The sequence below is a fragment of the Microlunatus sp. YIM B11417 genome (assembly GCF_059617205.1).
In genome coordinates, this window is sequence record NZ_JCAMPJ010000005.1 from 229,295 (window position 1) to 245,981 (window position 16,687).

At 70.0% G+C, this 16,687-nt stretch carries 18 protein-coding genes; 6 read left to right on the plus strand and 12 right to left on the minus strand.

Annotation, left to right across the window (positions count from 1 at the left end; translation table 11 throughout):
• Window positions 1–2: 2 nt before the first annotated feature.
• The 4 genes from AC6CCG_RS23510 to AC6CCG_RS23525 form a co-directional block, all read right to left on the minus strand.
• Window positions 3–797, minus strand: coding sequence for a response regulator transcription factor (locus AC6CCG_RS23510; RefSeq protein WP_496657154.1), 795 nt, complete (start codon window positions 795–797; stop codon window positions 3–5).
• Window positions 798–844: 47 nt separating this feature from the next.
• A complete protein-coding gene (locus tag AC6CCG_RS23515) occupies window positions 845–1,396 on the minus strand; it encodes a hypothetical protein (RefSeq protein ID WP_496657155.1) in 552 nt (183 codons plus the stop codon).
• Between the two features lie 12 nt (window positions 1,397–1,408).
• A complete protein-coding gene (locus AC6CCG_RS23520; protein WP_496657156.1) occupies window positions 1,409–1,951 on the minus strand; it encodes a pyruvoyl-dependent arginine decarboxylase in 543 nt (180 codons plus the stop codon).
• 129 nt (window positions 1,952–2,080) lie between these two features.
• Complete coding sequence (locus AC6CCG_RS23525) at window positions 2,081–5,083, minus strand: ATP-binding protein (protein WP_496657157.1); 3,003 nt, start codon at window positions 5,081–5,083, stop codon at window positions 2,081–2,083.
• 334 nt (window positions 5,084–5,417) lie between these two features.
• On the opposite strand from AC6CCG_RS23525, the gene AC6CCG_RS23530 reads away from it, so the two are divergent.
• Both AC6CCG_RS23530 and AC6CCG_RS23535 read left to right on the plus strand, forming a co-directional pair.
• Complete coding sequence (locus AC6CCG_RS23530; protein ID WP_496657158.1) at window positions 5,418–5,798, plus strand: response regulator; 381 nt, start codon at window positions 5,418–5,420, stop codon at window positions 5,796–5,798.
• Window positions 5,795–6,121 (plus strand): Hpt domain-containing protein, encoded by a 327-nt coding sequence (locus AC6CCG_RS23535; RefSeq protein ID WP_496657159.1) that lies wholly within the window; start codon window positions 5,795–5,797, stop codon window positions 6,119–6,121. The genes AC6CCG_RS23530 and AC6CCG_RS23535 overlap by 4 nt, the downstream gene beginning before the upstream one ends.
• 1 nt (window position 6,122) lies before the next feature.
• Here AC6CCG_RS23535 and AC6CCG_RS23540 read toward each other — a convergent pair whose 3' ends face one another.
• The 3 genes from AC6CCG_RS23540 to AC6CCG_RS23550 form a co-directional block, all read right to left on the minus strand.
• A complete protein-coding gene (locus AC6CCG_RS23540) occupies window positions 6,123–6,989 on the minus strand; it encodes a 50S ribosomal protein L11 methyltransferase (protein ID WP_496657160.1) in 867 nt (288 codons plus the stop codon).
• A 44-nt stretch (window positions 6,990–7,033) separates the two neighbouring features.
• Window positions 7,034–7,570 (minus strand): SixA phosphatase family protein, encoded by a 537-nt coding sequence (locus AC6CCG_RS23545; protein WP_496657161.1) that lies wholly within the window; start codon window positions 7,568–7,570, stop codon window positions 7,034–7,036.
• An 84-nt stretch (window positions 7,571–7,654) separates the two neighbouring features.
• Complete coding sequence (locus tag AC6CCG_RS23550) at window positions 7,655–8,446, minus strand: RDD family protein (RefSeq protein ID WP_496657163.1); 792 nt, start codon at window positions 8,444–8,446, stop codon at window positions 7,655–7,657.
• Window positions 8,447–8,504: 58 nt separating this feature from the next.
• Between AC6CCG_RS23550 and AC6CCG_RS23555 the strand changes: the two genes are divergently transcribed.
• Window positions 8,505–9,506 (plus strand): stage II sporulation protein M, encoded by a 1,002-nt coding sequence (locus AC6CCG_RS23555; RefSeq protein WP_496657164.1) that lies wholly within the window; start codon window positions 8,505–8,507, stop codon window positions 9,504–9,506.
• 9 nt (window positions 9,507–9,515) lie between these two features.
• Here AC6CCG_RS23555 and AC6CCG_RS23560 read toward each other — a convergent pair whose 3' ends face one another.
• Window positions 9,516–9,779, minus strand: coding sequence for a DUF3039 domain-containing protein (locus AC6CCG_RS23560; protein ID WP_496657166.1), 264 nt, complete (start codon window positions 9,777–9,779; stop codon window positions 9,516–9,518).
• Between the two features lie 93 nt (window positions 9,780–9,872).
• Between AC6CCG_RS23560 and AC6CCG_RS23565 the strand changes: the two genes are divergently transcribed.
• Complete coding sequence (locus tag AC6CCG_RS23565; protein ID WP_496657168.1) at window positions 9,873–11,243, plus strand: MFS transporter; 1,371 nt, start codon at window positions 9,873–9,875, stop codon at window positions 11,241–11,243.
• 31 nt (window positions 11,244–11,274) lie between these two features.
• Entirely contained in the window at window positions 11,275–13,026 is a 1,752-nt protein-coding gene (locus AC6CCG_RS23570) for a DEAD/DEAH box helicase (RefSeq protein WP_496657169.1), read from the plus strand.
• Between the two features lie 15 nt (window positions 13,027–13,041).
• On the opposite strand, the gene AC6CCG_RS23575 is transcribed toward AC6CCG_RS23570, so the two are convergent.
• Together AC6CCG_RS23575 and AC6CCG_RS23580 are read right to left on the minus strand one after the other, a co-directional pair.
• Window positions 13,042–14,109: a hypothetical protein gene (locus tag AC6CCG_RS23575; protein WP_496657170.1), complete on the minus strand. Its 1,068-nt coding sequence runs from the start codon at window positions 14,107–14,109 to the stop codon at window positions 13,042–13,044.
• Window positions 14,106–14,267 carry a hypothetical protein gene (locus AC6CCG_RS23580; RefSeq protein WP_496657171.1) on the minus strand — a complete coding sequence of 54 codons (162 nt, stop codon included), beginning with the start codon at window positions 14,265–14,267 and terminating at the stop codon, window positions 14,106–14,108. The genes AC6CCG_RS23575 and AC6CCG_RS23580 overlap by 4 nt, the downstream gene beginning before the upstream one ends.
• A gap of 66 nt (window positions 14,268–14,333) precedes the next feature.
• Between AC6CCG_RS23580 and AC6CCG_RS23585 the strand changes: the two genes are divergently transcribed.
• On the plus strand, window positions 14,334–14,855 hold the full coding sequence (locus AC6CCG_RS23585; protein WP_496657172.1) for a mycothiol transferase: 522 nt from the start codon (window positions 14,334–14,336) through the stop codon (window positions 14,853–14,855).
• 11 nt (window positions 14,856–14,866) lie between these two features.
• On the opposite strand, the gene AC6CCG_RS23590 is transcribed toward AC6CCG_RS23585, so the two are convergent.
• Complete coding sequence (locus AC6CCG_RS23590; RefSeq protein WP_496657173.1) at window positions 14,867–16,009, minus strand: Kelch repeat-containing protein; 1,143 nt, start codon at window positions 16,007–16,009, stop codon at window positions 14,867–14,869.
• A gap of 172 nt (window positions 16,010–16,181) precedes the next feature.
• Complete coding sequence (locus AC6CCG_RS23595) at window positions 16,182–16,589, minus strand: hypothetical protein (protein ID WP_496657174.1); 408 nt, start codon at window positions 16,587–16,589, stop codon at window positions 16,182–16,184.
• Window positions 16,590–16,687 lie beyond the last annotated feature (98 nt).

Below are 16,687 nucleotides of genomic sequence, written 5' to 3' on the forward strand. Positions count from 1 at the left end.
CGTTACTGCGGCTGACGGGTCGCCAGGCGATAGCCGACGCCGCGGACGGTCTCGATGAACCGCGGCGCGTTGACCGGGTCGTTGAGCTTGCGCCGGACGTTGGCCAGATGCACCTCGACGGCGCGCCGGTCGGACTCGCTGACGTACCCGCCGGTGCTGTGGTCGCCGCGCAGTTCCAGGGACAGCGTGTCCTTCGAGACCACCCGGCGCTTGCCGTTCATGATCGCCTGGAGCAGGTCGAACTCGCTCCTGGTCAGCGTCACGGGCGAGCCGTCCAACTCGCACAACCGCATCTCCGGATGGATCCGCAGGCCGTTGTGGCTCAGCCAGCCGTCGCCGTCGCCGTCCCCGGTCGGCTCGGCCGAGTCCGGCGAGCCGGGATCCGCGGCCGTGCGTTCGCCGGCTCCGGTCCCGTCACCGGCGAAGGCGTTGCGGCGCCGCCGCATCATCGCCTCGACCCGGGCCCGCAGCTCGCGCGGCCGGAACGGCTTGGTCAGGTAGTCGTCCGCTCCCGCGTCGAGCCCCATCAACGTGTCCACCTCTTCGGTGCGGGCGGACAGGATGATGATGTAGGTGTCGCTGAAGTGTCGGATCTGGCGTGCGACCTCGAACCCGTCGATCCCGGGCAGGCTGATGTCCAGGGTCGTCAGAATCGGCTGATGTTCCCGTACCGCAGCGACGCCGTCCGCTCCTTCCGACACGGCATGCGTCGTAAATCCCGCCTGGGCGAGGATGGCCTCCAGCAGGTTCCGGATATCGGCGTCGTCCTCGATGATCACCGCCACGCGATCTGGCATGGCGGTAGCGTACCGAACCGGTTCGGCGCTGGTGCGGCGCCTGACCGTCAACCCTGGTCGAGGTTGGCCAGGTAGTAGGTCTGCTCGTCGATGACTTCGACCTCGGCGGGCGACCTGCGCTTGATGAACCTGGCCAGATTGTCGGCGTAATTCATCTCGTCCCGGTGGTACGCGCTGACGTCGTACCCGCAGATCCCGCGGGCCTCGGCGATCGTGGAGATCGCGGCGGAGATCATCGCCACGTAGGCACCGGACTGCCGCCGTCCAGGCACCGTCAGGGTGAACCCGAGATAGAAGATCGCGTTCCGTGCCGCGTGCTCCGGGAACCTGGCCGCGAAGTAGTGCGGACTGATCCAGGGCACGGTCTCGAGGTGCCGGGTCAGGGTGCTCAACCCGATCACCTCGTCGCCGTCCCACGCGACGTACTTGTCGACCCGGGGATCCGCGACCTCGGATCGGAACTCCTCGGCGGTCAGCACTTGCCGGGCCGCCGATCGGGTCAGCAGTGGTTCGAACGCGATCTGGTACAAATCCCAGAACCGGTCGACGGTCGCCTCCGAAAGCTCGGCCTCGACGGTCACTCGGACGGAATCGGCCATCTCATGCCTCCGCTACGGCTGGGTCAGGGTCTGGATGGAGTAGCTCGCGACGACAATGGCGCAGACCGGGTGGTCCACGCAACGTGCCGAGCTCAGTACCCGCCCCTGGCGTGGGAAGTCACCGACCCGGTTCCGGGTCAGGTCGGCCAGACTGGCCCTCAGGTCGCGTTCGACCAACGCCTGGGAGATTCCGCTGTGCTCGACGAAGACCCCGGAGCCGGAGAGTTCGTTCTCGGCCTCCACACCCGGCACGAGTTCGACCTCGTCCCGCTGGGCCCAGGCCACGCCGGCCCAGGCCTCCTCGCCGGGCGTGCTGGCGTAGGAGTCCGCGTACACGCAGTAGAGCACGTCCCCGATCCGGCCTTTCAGCTGCTCCGGACCCGGGACCTCGCGGATGACTCCCCTCGGCGGGATGACCGAGGAGAGCCGAACTAAGTTGAAGTCGGCGACGCCGGCGTCGCGTAACGCCGCGTCGAAAGCGGAGAGTCGAGTCAAGCCAATCCCCCGGCCGGCGCTGACCCGGATCTCGAGCGCGCCGACATTGCCCTGCGTCATGTCGTCCCTTCGCGGTTCCGCACGGCCGACTGCTTTCCCTGCGCAGGACGGCCTGTGAGCGTGCGGTGTTTTCCGGCCACATTCTCCCCTAGACAGTCGTCAAGTACCGCATCGGGAGATCATGATTGGTCACGGATTTGTGGTCGTAACATCAAGCGCCCGGCGCGGGCGCGGCGCCTCCACCTCCTCACCGTCGTCTCGGTCCAGGTCGGACGGGTCCATCGGCGCCGCCCGGGCGGGCGTACCGCTGCCGGCGTCCAACAACTCGATGACGGAATCCTCGAGTTGTTGCGCCGAAACCGGAGCCGTGGTCAGGAAGACGGCCCGGCCGCCGGGCAGGGCGGCGTGACCGTTGAGCTCGCTCGCGGTCGTGCCGTAGCCGACCACGGAGAGGCCCTGAGCGCCTCGCTGCCGCAGCACGGTCAGCAGGTCGCCGCCGGCTCCGTCCTGCAGCTTGAGGTCGATCACGACGATCGAAGGACTGGCGCGCTCGAAGTAGCCGAGTCCGTCGGAGACCGACGGCGCCTGGTGCACGGTCAGCCCGCGCCGCTCCAGCAGGTTGGTGACGTCGGACGCCAGGTCGTCGTCGTCCTCGACGACCAGCACGGTGTTCTCCGCAGGCTTGTCGGCCAAGACGGTCCGGACCGTATGGGCGAGCCGCTCCTCGTCGATCGGCTTCACCAGCCAGCCGGCGACGCGCGCGGCGAGTTCCGGGCTGCCGGCCGGGCTGAGGCCGGAGACGACGACGATCGGCAGGTTGCGGGTGGCGCTGTGCCGGCCGAGCGCGGCGATCACGTCGGCACCGGAGGTGCCGGGCATCGCCAGGTCGACGACGACCACGTCCGGAGCGTCGGTCAGGGCGCGCTCGATCGCGGCCTGCCCGTCGGTCACGCCGACCGCGCGATAGCCACGCGCCTCCAGCAGCCGGCTCATCACCTCGACGGCGTAATCGTCGTCGTCGCAGACCAGGACGGTCGGATGGTCGTCCTGGCCGGCCGCGACGGAACGCTCGGCGCGGGGGAGGGTGAAGGTGAAGACGGTGCCGCGGTCCGGGTCGCTGCGGGCCCAGATCCGGCCGCCGAGCCGCTCGACGATGCTGCGGCTGATGGCGAGCCCGAGGCCGCTGCCACCCTTCTCCCGGGAGTCGGACGAGTCGACCTGCTCGAACCGGTTGAAGATGCTGTCCAGCTTGTCCGGCGGGATCCCGCGGCCGTGATCGGTGATGCTGAACTCGACGAAACCGCCGCGCGGCACCGCGGCGATCAGGACGTCGTCGCCGGCCTTGGAGAACTTCACGGCGTTGCTGATCAGGTTGATCAGAGCCTGCAGCACTCGGTCGGCGTCGGCGACGACGGTGCCGTCGGCCCGTCCGATCCGCAGCCTGACCTCGGCCTCCGAGGCGACCAGGTCGACCTGCCGGATGGCGGAGGCGATCAGCTCCGGGGCCTGGTGCTCGCCGATCTCCATCGGGATGGTGCCGGACTCGAACCGTTCGATGTCCAGGATGTCGTTGATCAGCCGGGTCAGTCGTTCACAACTCTGCTGGGCGATGGTGATCAGCTGGCCGGCCCGATCCGGCAGGTCGCCGAGCGCGCCGCCGGCCAACAGGCCGAGGGATCCGCGGATCGAGGTCAGCGGGGTGCGCAGCTCGTGGCTCACCATGGAGACGAACTCGTTCTTGATCCGGTCCACCTCGCGCCGCTGGGTGATGTCGCGGAACACGACCACGGCGCCGCGGGTGGACGCGGCCTGCCCGTTCGGTGAGGCGCCGCCGACGGTGAGCGGGGTCGCGGTCACCTCCACCGGAATGTGCCGGCCGTCGGCCCGGACGTAGGTGTCCTCCTCCGCCATCGCGGCGAAGCCGTCCCGGACCGCCTCGGTGACGTAACACTGGCTCTCCGAGGTCCGGGTGCCGTCGGGATGAGGCGCATGGAAGGTACGGTGCGCGCTGCGGCCGATCAGTTCGGCGGGCGGGTAGCCGAGCACCCGCGCGGCCGCCGGGTTCAGGAAGGTGATCCGCCCACTGGTGTCGACGCCGTAGATGCCGTCGCCCACCGATTTCAACAGCAGTTCGCTCTGTTCGGTCAGCCGTCGCAGATCCCGTGTTCGTTCGGCGACCCGCCGTTCCAGATCTCGGCGCAGTGCGTGGTTGTCGATGATCAGCAGAATCTGCCGCGCTGCGACAGCGACCAGGACGACCAGCCAGAGCGCGTTGGTCACCGGATTGACCGGTCCGAGCTGCCCGACGAACGCGGCCGCGATGAAGATCGCGAACATGATCACCGTGCCGGCGACCGGGGAGGCTTCACGCGGCGTGGTGTGGGCCGTCGGCAGCGCCGCACCGGGGTGCCGAGCGGCGAGCGCGATCAACGCGTACCCACTGATCCAGCCGAGATCGACAATCGATCCGAATGTGAAGGTCTGTTGGGCGCTGAGCAGGGCGAAGGCGAGGTCTGACGTTGCGTACAAGGCGAAGCCGAGACCGACCAAGATCAGCGACGGACGGTCCGTCCCGCTGCTTCGCATGATCAACAAGACGGCCAGGGTGGCGACGATCACGTCACCGATCGGCATCACGAGGACGCCGACATCGGTCGGCATCGCCAGCGAGCGGGTGCTCAGCAACGGCGGGTAGACCACGACGGCGGTGAAGAACAGAATCGAGCCGCCGACCACGACACCGTCCAGCACCATGCGCGCCAGGTCGGTGCCGCGACGGCGGGAGGGTGGGAAACTGATCATGGCCAGGATGCCGAACACCACACCGATCGCCAGGCCGATGGTGCCGATCTCCGTGGTGGTCCGGGTGCTGTTGAGTGACTCGACCAACTCGTAGAGATTGGCCGCTGCACAGATCACGCCGGCCAGCGCGAGCAACAGCCAGGCGCGCGACCGGCGTTCCCGGATGGTGCGGACGCGATGCCCGGCGCTCAGCCCGACGACCAGACCGCCGGTGGTCAGAAGAAGCTGGCCGCTGAATTCGCGGGTCGATTGCGGCAACGGGCTGGTGAGCACCGCAAGTTCGGCAAGCAGGCAGACGGCGGCCAGAACGCACCAAGCGGTGAACCGCCGGTAAGCTCGGGTGCGGGACTGCCGGGAGTTCGATCCGGGGTCCCCAGCCGACTCCGTCATGCAGAGGACGCTATCACCGCAAGCCGTCCCTCACCCCTGTGTATCAGGCTCGGTAGACGCTCTCCCGGAGGCTGTGGTGACGGTGCAGACTCGGCCCCGGCCCCGCGCGCCCGGCTTGATAACGCTACGATGACGACCGACTGTGAATCTGCGGGCAGGTCATTCGGTCGTGCGTCCCGGGGCTGGGGAGGTGCGGCCGTCGGGGGATGGCGCGCGCTCGCGCATCGACTCCCGGCAGTTGGGCGACTGAACGGGGCGGTTGGAGGCGGACCTGATGACTGAGGCGGATGTTCCGAGCGGGTCTGCGTACCGGCGTCGCCTTGAAGGCTGATCTATGACGGACCGTCACATTCTGGTCGTCGACGACGACAGCTCCATTCGTGAGGTCGCCCATCTCGCGCTCGAGCTCGTCGGTGGGTGGAAGGTCACCACGGCCAGCTCCGGTGCGGAAGGCTGGCAACTCGCCGTCGCCGAGCGTCCGGACGCGATGCTGCTGGACGTCATGATGCCGGGCATGGACGGCCCGGCCGCGTTGCGCCGGCTCCGCGAGCACGAGGAGACCCGGGAGCTCCCGGTCATCTTCCTCACGGCGAAGCTCGGCGGATTCGATGCCCGGCTACCCGACGAAGGCCGCCCGGCCGGTGTGATCTCGAAGCCCTTCGACCCGATGACGCTGGCCGATGAGGTTGCGGCGCTGCTGGGATGGGCTCGATGACGGATTTCTCCGATCGCTCGTCGCCATCGCCCGAAGCGGTGTTCGACTCGATCAGCGCCCAGGCGCAGGAGACCAACCGGATCCGGGTCGAGGCGCTGGCCGAGGTGATCGCGGGGTCCGACCCGGCCGGACTCAGCGAGGACGGCCGTCGGCAAGCCAAGGACCTGGCGCACCAGATCGCCGGGTCGGCGGGCACCTTCGGGTTCGATCTCGCCTCCGAGGTGGCCCGGCAGGTGGAGCAGTTGCTGCTCCGCGAGCCCGACCCGGCCCAGCTCGCCGAGCTGGAACAGCGGGTCGCCGAACTCCGGTCCGCGTTGGCCTGAGTCAGGCCTGATCGACCCAATCCAGCCGCAGGCTGGCCAGTCCGGCGGCCATCACGTACCGGATCCGGAGTGCGGTGGTCGCACTCGGCGGCGGATCGAGCGGAATGATCTTGGGGCCGTTCAGGGACGGGAAATCGGCGTGCACGGACCCATCCGGCAGTTGCAGTTCTCCGGTGAGGCGAAGCGCGCCGATGCCGTCGGCTCCGGTGGGCAGACCGTCCGGGAATCGCAGCACGGTGTCGACCTCCGGCTCGATCACGCCGGGGCCGAAGCTGCCGCTCCAGATCGGCTGCCGTTCGGTCAGCGGCTCGATGGCTCGGGTACCCCAGCGCTGCGGCGAGTCGTCGTAGAAGGACCACTCGTGACCGACCGCGTCGATCACGAAGCCGTGGAAGTTCCGATCGGTCCGTACCAGTTCGCCGTACGTCGTGTAGGCGGACGGGAAGATCCGGGTCTGCGGGCCGAGCACCCCGCGGCGGAGCAGTTCGTTGTGCACCTCGACCACGGACTCGTCGAGCAGCGCGGTCTCGATCAACTCGATCAGGGCGACGTCGACCGGCCGATCGAAGGCCCGTACGTCACCGCCGATCACCTCGATCACATCGGAGTAGCCGTTGAGCCGGACGGTCCGTTCAAGGTTGCGGGCCAGGACCGGCTCCGCCTCGATGGCGTACACCCTGCCGGCGCCGGCGCGGGCCGCGAAGAGGGACAGGATCCCGGTCCCGGCGCCCGCGTCGAGGACGACGTCGCCCGGCTGCACCACCTTCTCGATCATGGCCCCAAGCGCCGCGGTACGGACCTCGTCCCGCAGACACATGTACGGAAAGTCCGTCCCCGACCAGAACTCTGCCGAACCGCCCTCAGTCATGCCGCCAAGTCTCTCAGGACCGGCTCCGCCGCACTCGCCCCGTCTCAGTCGGAGCCGCGGGGAACGACGAAGTCCGAGAGCTCGGCGGTGCCGGGGTGGACGTCGGCCCAGTCGTGGTCGCTGTGCAGGATGGCCAGGCCGCTGGTCGGGAACTTGGCCTCCAGCCGGGTCCAGGCCTTCTTCTTGCCGCGGCGGCCGGCGAGCAGGCGGACCAGGTCGGGGATGCCGGGGGAGTGGCCGATCAGCAGGACGGTCGCGGCGTCCTCGGGCAGCCGGCGGACGAGTTTGACCAGGGCGCCGGACCAGGCCTCGTAGATCCGGTCGTCGTAGCGGACGTCCCGGGCGACGGCGCCCCCGGCGACGGCTCGTTCCCAGGTCTGCCGGGCCCGGGTCGCGGTCGAGCTGATCACGACGTCGGGCTTGTAGCCGTTGCCGGTCAGGAACTCGCCGATCGCGAGGCCGTCACGCCGGCCGCGCCCGGACAGCGGCCGGTCGTGGTCGTCGACATCGAGGCCCCATTTGGACTTCGCGTGCCGGGCCAGCAGCAGGGTGCGCCGAGGCGGGTCGTTCGGCGAGGTCATGATTCGAGACTAGGTGCGAAAAGCGAGCCGAAGGTTACGCGGAGACATCCGGCAGGTGGCCGCTGGCTCAGCGTACGCGCAGCATCATCGCCAGCCATCCGGCAGTTCGGCGGCGGTCGGGACCCAGCCGCCCTCGGCCAGCCGGCGCCGTTCCCGGTCCCGCCGCTCGGCGATCACGGCGGCCAGGAAGTCCTTGGCCGGCAGCGGCACGGGCGGCGCCGGGGCGGTCCGGGCGGCCACCTGACGGGCGAGTTCCTGGGCCAACTGCTCCTTCGGGTACGGAAGCAGGCCGTCATGCCGCTGCACCAGTTGCCGCGACGCCGTGACCAGTTCGTCGGAGAGTCCGCTCAGCTGCAGTTGCGACGTCCAGCCCGCCAGCTCCGGCGGCACCGGCGGGATCGGCCGCGGCCGCCGTGGCGACCGGACCCGGACCATCAGGGTGCCGGCGACGAGGTCGCCGATCCGCTTCGACTGCGGATGGATCGAGGCGCAGATCAGGCCGCCGCAGAACCCGGTCCAGGGCGCGAAGTCCGCGAACCAGAACCCCATCCCGCGCAGCAGCGCCTGCCGGAACCTGATCGCGCCGCCGTCGTCGCGCACCACCCGCAGGCCGAGCGCCCAGCTGCCGAGGGTACGGCCGCGGGTCGCGGTCTCGCTGCCGATCGGATAGCCGAAGCCGAACAGGATCCCGCCGATCATGGTCATGGTCTGCTCGCGGTACTCGTACCCGCCGGCGATGACCGAGATCACGTACCCGAACAGCGAGGTGGCCAGCGAGATCACCGCCAGATCGACGACGGCGGCGAGCAGCATGCTCGGCACCCGGGCCGGGCGCAGATCGAGGACCACCGCGTCTCCGGTCACGATCTGGCTCACCCGGTCAGTCTGGCACGGCCGGGGCGCGCCGACACGGCTCGCCCATAGGCTGAGCCGCATGGACCTGGACTCCTACATCGTGCGGCACAGTCCGCAGTGGGACCGGTTGACCGAGCTGACCGAGCGTCCCAGCCGGCTGACCGGTGCGGAGGCCGACGAGCTGGTCGACCTGTACCAGCGGGTGTCCACGCACCTCTCGGTGGTCCGCAGTACGGCCTCGGACGCGGTCCTGGAAGCCAGGCTGTCGGCGCTGGTGGCTCGGGCCCGGGCCGTCGTCACCGGGACGACGACGCCGCTGTGGCACTCCATCGGGCGGTTCTTCACGACCGTCTTCCCGGCCGCGGTCTACCGGGCCCGCTGGTGGTGGGGGATCACCGCGGTGATCAATCTGATCGTCGGGACCGTCGTCGCGTGGCGCGTGATCAACGTCCCCGGTCTCGGCGAGTCACTGCTCAGCGACGAGGCGGTCAAACAACTCGTCGAGTACGACTTCGCCCAGTACTACTTCGAGAATCCGGCGTTCGACTTCTTCCTGCACGTCTGGGTCAACAACGCCCGGGTGTCGGCGAGCTGTCTGCTGCTCGGGATCTTGATCGTTCCGGTGTTGATCCTGCTCTGGCAGAACATCTTCAACGTCGGCGCGATCGCCGGCTACATGATCGACGCGGGACGCTCCGACATCTTCTGGGGGCTGCTGCTGCCGCACGGGATGCTCGAGCTGACCGTGGTGTTCGTCGCTGCCGGCGCCGGGCTCCGGCTCGGCTGGTGCTGGATCGCGCCGGGTCGCCGCAGCCGGGCCCAGGCGCTCGCCGAGGAGGGCCGGGCGGCCGGCGCGATCGCGCTCGGGCTCGCCCTGTGGCTGTTGATCTCCGGTCTGCTGGAGGGCTTCATCACGCCGTCGATGCTGCCGCCGTGGGCCCGTCTTCTGATCGGCGGCCTGGCGCTCGCGGCGTTCTTCGCGTACGTCTTCACGCTCGGCCGCTGGGCGGCGAACGCGGGCGAGACCGGCGACGTCGGCGGCGAGGAACTCATCGCCGAGGTGCCGGCCGAAGTGCCCTGACCGGCCGCCTCAGTCGTCGCCGGCGGGGCCGTCGTCGCGCAGACTCTCCCAGATCTCCTTGCATTCCGGGCAGACCGGGAACCGCTGCGGGTCGCGGCTCGGCACCCAGACCTTGCCGCAGAGGGCCACCACCGGCGTGCCCATGACCATCGCCTCGGTCAGCTTGTCCTTCGGTACGTAATGCGAGAAGCGTTCGTGATCGCCTTCGTCGGGCCGGAAGTCGGTCCGTTCATCGACGATCGTCTCCGCTCCGGGACTCAGTTGCTGGCTCACCCGGGTCAGTCTAGTGACCTGTTCACCAAGCCGGGATAACCCGATTGACCTCAACCGGGGTCGAGGTGATGGGGTGTCCGGGTGAATCCTCCGGTGTCTCGTCGTGCCCTGGCCATCGGGCTGTGCACGGTGGTGGTGGCCGTGGCCTTCGAGTCGATCGCGGTCGCGACGGCGATGCCGGTGGCGGCCCAGGACCTGAACGGGCTGGCGGTCTACGCGTGGGCGTTCTCGCTGTTCCTGATCGGGATGCTGCTGGCGACCGTGGTCGCGGGCCGGTTGTGCGACCGGATCGGCCCGGTCCGGCCGTTCCTGGCCGGCGTGGCGATCTTCGCGACCGGCCTGGTGGTCGCGGCCACTGCGGAGACCATGGCGCAGCTGGTCGCGGCCAGGCTGGTGCAGGGGCTCGGTGGTGGGGTGATGAACGTCGCGACGTTCGTCTGCATCGCCCAGGCGTTCGACGAGCGGTCCCGGCCTCGGATGTTCTCCTACATCTCGACCGCCTGGGTGGTGCCGTCGTTCGTCGGTCCGCCGGTGTCGGCGTGGCTGACCCATCAACTGAGCTGGCACTGGGTGTTCTGGAGCGTGCTGCCGCTGGTCGGCATCGGTACGGCCTTCGTGCTGCCGTCGTTGATCCGGCTGCATCGGTCGCGGGCGACCGAACCGCGCCCTGAGCCCGTCGAAGGGCGGGAGGCGACCCGGCCGGCACCGCTGTGGGCGGCCGTCGTGGTCGCGGCCTCGGCAGCGGCGATCCAACTGGCCGGGCAGCGGCTCGACCTGGTCGCGATCGGGCTCGCCGTTGCCGGTCTGGCCGGGCTGGCGATCGCGCTGCCGCCGCTGATGCCGCCCGGCTTCCTCCGGCTGCGCCGCGGGCTGCCGATGGTGATCATGAGCCGGGCCCTGCTGCCGGGCGCGTTCTTCGGTGCCGAGGTGTTCGTACCGCTGATGCTGGTGGAGCAGCGCGGCATCCCGCTGATTCTGGCCGGCGCCGTGCTGACCTGCGGTGCTGTCGGCTGGACCACCGGCGCCTGGATCCAGTCCCGGGACTGGATCGAGCTGCCCCGGTCCCGGCTGATCCTGGCCGGTACCGGCTGCGTGGCCGCCGGGCTGGTGCTGGTGGCGGCGACCGCGCTGCTGCCATGGCTCTGGGTCGGGCTGGTCGCGGTCGGCTGGATCATCGGCGGGTTCGGGATGGGGCTCGGCATCGCGTCCACCTCGATCGCCGCGATGTCGCTCGCTCCGGACGACCAGCAGGGCCGGATCGCGTCGTCGCTGCAGCTGGGCGATTCCCTCGGCGCGGCCCTGTTCGCCGGGGTCAGCGGGTCGATCTTCGCGGCGCTGCGCGGCACCGGCGATCACGCGCTGACGTTCGGCACCGTGATGGCGGCCATGGTCGTGGTCGGCCTGCTCGGCGTCGGTGCGGCCGCCCGCATCCCACTCAGCCGACACCCCGCGTCCCGTCGCTGAGCCGTCACCGGGAGTCACTACAATCTCGCCAGTGACTGCCGGACAACCCGATATCAAGACCACTGGTCTTCCACCGGCGTTCCCGGATCGGGCGGCATGGGGCACGGCGACCAAGCTGCGGGCCTGGCAGGCGGCGGCGCTGACGCAGTATTTCGACACCCATCCCCGGGACTTCCTGGCGACGGCCACACCGGGCGCCGGCAAGACGTCGTTCGCTCTCACCCTGGCCGCCAACCTGCTGGACCGCCGGATCGTCGACCGGATCATCATCGTCGCGCCCACCGAGCACCTGAAGACGCAGTGGGCCGAGGCCGCGGCCAAGATCAACATCGGCATCGACCCGAACTTCGGGATCAAGCAGGGCAAGACCAGCCGTGACTTCGTCGGCATCGCGCTCACCTACGCCGGCGTGGCGCAGAGCACGCTGGGCCTGCGGATCCGTACCGAGGGCTTCAAGACGTTGGTGATCTTGGACGAGGTGCACCATGCCGGCGACGCGCTGAGCTGGGGCGACGCGGTCCGGGAGGCGTTCGAGCCGGCCACCCGGCGGCTGATGCTGACCGGGACGCCGTTCCGCTCCGACGCCAACCCGATCCCGTTCGTCACCTACGAGCCGGAGGCGGGCGGCGGGATGCGGTCCCGGCCCGACTACTCCTACGGGTACGGGCAGGCGCTGGCCGACTCGATCGTCCGGCCGGTGCTCTTCCTGGCGTACTCGGGCGACCTGCACTGGCGGACCAGCGCGGGCGACGAGGTCGCGGCCCGGCTCGGCGAGCCGATGACCCGGGACCTGGCCGGCCAGGCGCTGCGGACCGCGCTGGACCCGCAGGGTGCCTGGATCCCGGCAGTGCTCAAGGCGGCCGACACCCGGCTCACCGAGGTCCGCGGCCACGTGCCCGACGCCGGTGGGCTGGTGATCGCGACGGACCAGAACTCGGCCCGGGCGTACGCCGAGCTGCTGCACGCGATCACCAAGCGCAAACCGACGCTGGTGCTCAGCGACGACCCGCAGGCCAGCAAGAAGATCACGAAGTTCTCCGAGAGCGACGACCGCTGGATGGTCGCGGTGCGGATGGTGTCGGAGGGCGTCGACGTGCCGCGACTCGCGGTCGGGGTGTACGCGACGTCCACCGCGACGCCGCTCTTCTTCGCCCAGGCGGTCGGCCGGTTCGTCCGGGCCCGGGCCCGCGGCGAGACCGCCTCGGTGTTCCTGCCCAGCGTGCCGAACCTGCTCGGCTTCGCCGCTGAGCTGGAACGGGAACGTGATCACGTCCTGAAAGCGCCGTCGACGCCGGACGAGGCACAACTGCTGGCGGAGGCCGAACGGACCGAGACCGAGCCGGACGGCGAGGACGAGGAGCGCGGTGGGTTCGCGGCGCTGGAGAGCAACGCCGACTTCGACCGGGTGGTCTTCGACGGCGCCGACTTCGGGCTGGCCGCGCAGGTCGGCAGCGACGAGGAACAGGACTATCTCGGGCTGCCGGGGTTGCTCGAACCCGATCAGGTACGCGAGCTGCTGCGGCGCCGGCAGGCCGAGCAGGTGGCCCGCGGACCCCGGGTGGTCGCGCCGGAACAGAGCGCGCATGCCAAGCTGCGGGAACTGCGCAAGGAGTTGAACGGCCTGGTCGCCGCCTGGCACCACCGGACCAACCGGCCGCACGGCGTGATCCACACCGAGCTGCGCAACGCCTGCGGCGGACCCCCGAGTGCGATCGCCAGCGCCGACGAACTGCAGCAGCGGATCGACCTGATCCGGGACTGGGCGATCACCGGCCGGACGTGATCACGGACTCGTTGATCAAGGAGTCGGCCAGCCGAACATCGGCGCCAGGATGATGCTGTAGATCGCGTAGCCGATCACGATCGCGGCGAGGATCGCCGCCGTACCCCAACCGCTGCGCCGGAGCCGCCGCCCGCCCTCGGCGACCCGGTTGGTGGCGGCCGCCGGTCCGCCGGTGCCGTCATGGGCGAACACCGGACCATGATCACCGTGCGGGATGCCCTGCAGCCCGACCCGGTCGTCGGAGTAGCGCTCGGTCCGCCGCACGGTCCGGGTGATCACGGTGGCAACGAGTTCCTGCAGCCAGTCGTAGGTGCGCGGGTCGAGCAGGTCGAACCGGCTGCCGTACACGAACATCGTGTCGTCGATGATCTCCACGTCGTAGGTCCCGAGCCGGTCGACGAACAGCGCCATCAGGTCCGGCGCGAAGATGTAGAAGGCGTCCCGGCCGTAGTCGCTCGGCGCGTACAGGGTGAACCTGTCGTCGAACTCGCCGCCGAGCGAGAGCCGCTGGTCGCGGGCCAGCCCGACCGGGAGGTTGGAGGTCCTGATCCCGAAGACGCTGCGGTCGTCGTTGCCCTTGGCGTCCAGCAGCAGGTGCGGCAGCCGCCGGTCCAGGGTGATCGCGACGTAGCCCCAATGGAAGACCTCGGCGCTCCGCTCGTGCCGGACCGTGTAGCGGTAGTTGCCGATCTCGATCCGTCGGCCGGTGGTCGTGGTCAGCCGGCGTTCCGCGACCCGGTCGCTGCCCGTACCGAAGATCAGGCCGGGGTGGCCGACCGGGTCGTCGTGCCCGTAGCGGAGACCGTTCGCGCGGGCGAACCGGACCAGTCGGAACGCCGCCTCCCACCACCAGCGCGGGATGATCAGGGACAAGATCATCCGGATCAGTGCGACGGCCGCCGCCAGCACACCGAGCAAGATCACGACGACGAACGCGATGATCACCAGGTTGAGCGGGAACGGCGCCTCGAGGGTGAAGCGGCCCACCGCTTCGATCAGTGACCAGCCTCCCGTCGTCAGCACGAAGCCGAGCCCGGCGAGTGGGATGACCACCGGCACCAGCTGCCCGATCAGGTCGCTCACCCGGGCCGGCGCAGGCCGGTGGTCATCCGGCGCCAGGGCTGGTCGTTCGCCTTCGACTCGGCGACGAACGCGGCCAGGGCGGCCCGGTCGATCGGCTCGGTCAGCGCGGTCCGGTCGGGCACGCTGTAGGGCAGGTCCTGCGAGCTGGGTGCGGTCACGGCCATCTCCGTCTGCGCGTCGTCGCCGCCATTGTGACCCAGGTTCGGTGGCCCTAGGGTCGAAACATGGATGATCTGCAGCTGACCAAAGCACAACTCGTTGATCATTTCGGCCGGATCCGCGAACTCGTCGAAGGCCTCACCGACGGGCTGACGGAGCAGGTCGCGACTCACCGGATCGACCCCGGTGCCAACACCATCGCCTGGCTGCTCTGGCACCAGTCCCGCGTTCACGATGATCATGTCGCGGACCTGGCCGGCGTCGAGCAGATCTGGCCGCGCTGGCGGGACCGGTTCGGGCTCCCGTTCGAGCCGGACGCGACCGGCTATGCCCAGAGCAGCGCCGACGTCGAAGCGGTACGGGTGCCGGCCGACCTCCTGGCCGGCTACGACGAGGAGGTGCACGCCGCGACCGCCGACTACCTGGACCGCCTGACCGGAGCCGAGCTCGACCGGGTCGTCGACACCCACTGGGATCCGCCGGTCACGGTCGCGGTGCGCCTGGTCAGCGTGATCGGCGACTGCCTGCAGCACCTCGGCCAGGCCGCCCTGATCCGCGGCTCGGCCGAGCGCGCCGGCCAGTCCTGACCGCCGCCGGCTCAGCGCAGCCGGAGCAGGTGGCCGTCGGCGAAGTTGATCTTGTGGTCGCTGCCGCCCCAGGCCAAGATCGCGCCCGCGCCGCCGATCACGGTCGCCCCGGCCCGATCGACGACCGGTGACTCCGGAACCCGGGTCCAGCCGAGCCCCGCCGGCTCCAGCAGGTGACCGCCGACGGTGATCATGTCGTCCAGGGCGAGCAGAACTCCGCCGAGGCCGCGGCCGGCTGGCGGAGCGGGCAGCGCGGTCCAGCGGCCGGTACCCGGGTCGAGAATGCCGCCGTACGGATAGTGACGGCCCCAGTTGTTGACCTCGCCGCCGTCCGCCATGCCGGTCATCGGCCAGACCACCCGATCGCCCACCCAGACCGCGCCGCCGCCGATCAGCTCCGTGTCCGGGCCGCGCGTCCAGCGGTCCGAGGCCGGGTCCCAGATGGCCAGCCGGACCAGCGACGGTCGTTCCGAGCCCGGGGAACGGACCAAGTCCATCGCGGCCAGCAGCAGTCGGTCACCGAGCCAGACCCCGGTCCGGTCGAAGCTCGGACCGAGCGGATCGTCTGGCAAACGGATCCACCGCTGCGACTCCGGATCGAACCGGTGATCCGCGGTTGTGCCCTGCTCGTCGGACCAGCCGATCACGATCAGCCCGCTCGACACGGTGCCGACCAGGCCGACGTCGGTCTCAGGCGGCAGCGGCAGCCGTGACCAGAGGTTCGTTCGGGCGTCGTAGCCGAGCAGAGCGTCGGGACTGTCCGGCTGCCCGTTGTTCAGCGTCAGCACGTAGAGGTGATCACCGACCAGCGCCGACCGATACGGGCCCGCGATCGGCGTCGGTGCCTCCGACAGCCGCTCCCATCTGGCTGTCTCCGGATCGAACGCGGCCCCGTCGCGCAGTGCGGGCACCTTCGGAGGCGCACAACTGGCGCCGGGCGGGCAGGGCAGCGTCGACTGCCCTCCGGTGATCACGAACCGCCCGCCCAGCCAGGCGCTGACGGCGTCGTATCGCGGCGTCAACGGAGCGTCCGCGACCGGGACCCAGGCGCCGACCCGGGGCTCGCGGCCCGGCGTGACCTCGGTCGCCCGGGTACAGCCGGCCAGCAACGCGGCACCGACCAGCGCCGAACCGAACTGACGCCGAGTCACCATGACTCATTGTGCGGCCGATCGTCGCCGCTGTCCGACGAACCTCAGCCAGTCCGGTTCATGATCACCGTGCGAGGCCTCCCGGTGTCGCCATTTCTCCATGGTTCGCGCCTCCTCGGCGATTTCCACGTGGCAACGGCCGAGCCGTGGAGGAATCGCGACACCGGCCGGCGGGCTAGGAGCGACCGATCTGGAAGCGGAAGGTCGCCGGGTACGGCCGCCGGTCGTCGCTGATCATGGCGGTGCCGGTCCGGGTGCCGGAGGGGATCCGGATCACGGCCTTGAAACCGAGGTCGGGGCCGCCCGGCGAGTGGCGACCGAGGCTCTGGGTCTTGCCGCCGGGCAGCGTCAGGGTCAGTTCGACGTCCGGCAGCGGCTCCAGCGGATCGTGGCCCCCGGTGTCGTTGCAGGTGCTGGTGTACCCGTGACCGTAGATCTCGATCGTCGTTCCGGGCCGTACGGTCGGGGGTGGCGCATCGTGGCGTCCATCGGGCGGCTGATCGCTCAGCGATGGTCCCTCACATGCGGCGTTGCCATCCCGGCCAACGGGGCCCGCCTTGTCCTCGAGCCCGACGCACGCCACGAGGAGTGGTACCAGGACGAGCAACCAGCACGCGCGCTTCCTGCATCGATTGTTGTCGAGCCGGACTCATCGAGCCGGGGAATCCCCACAACGCAAGC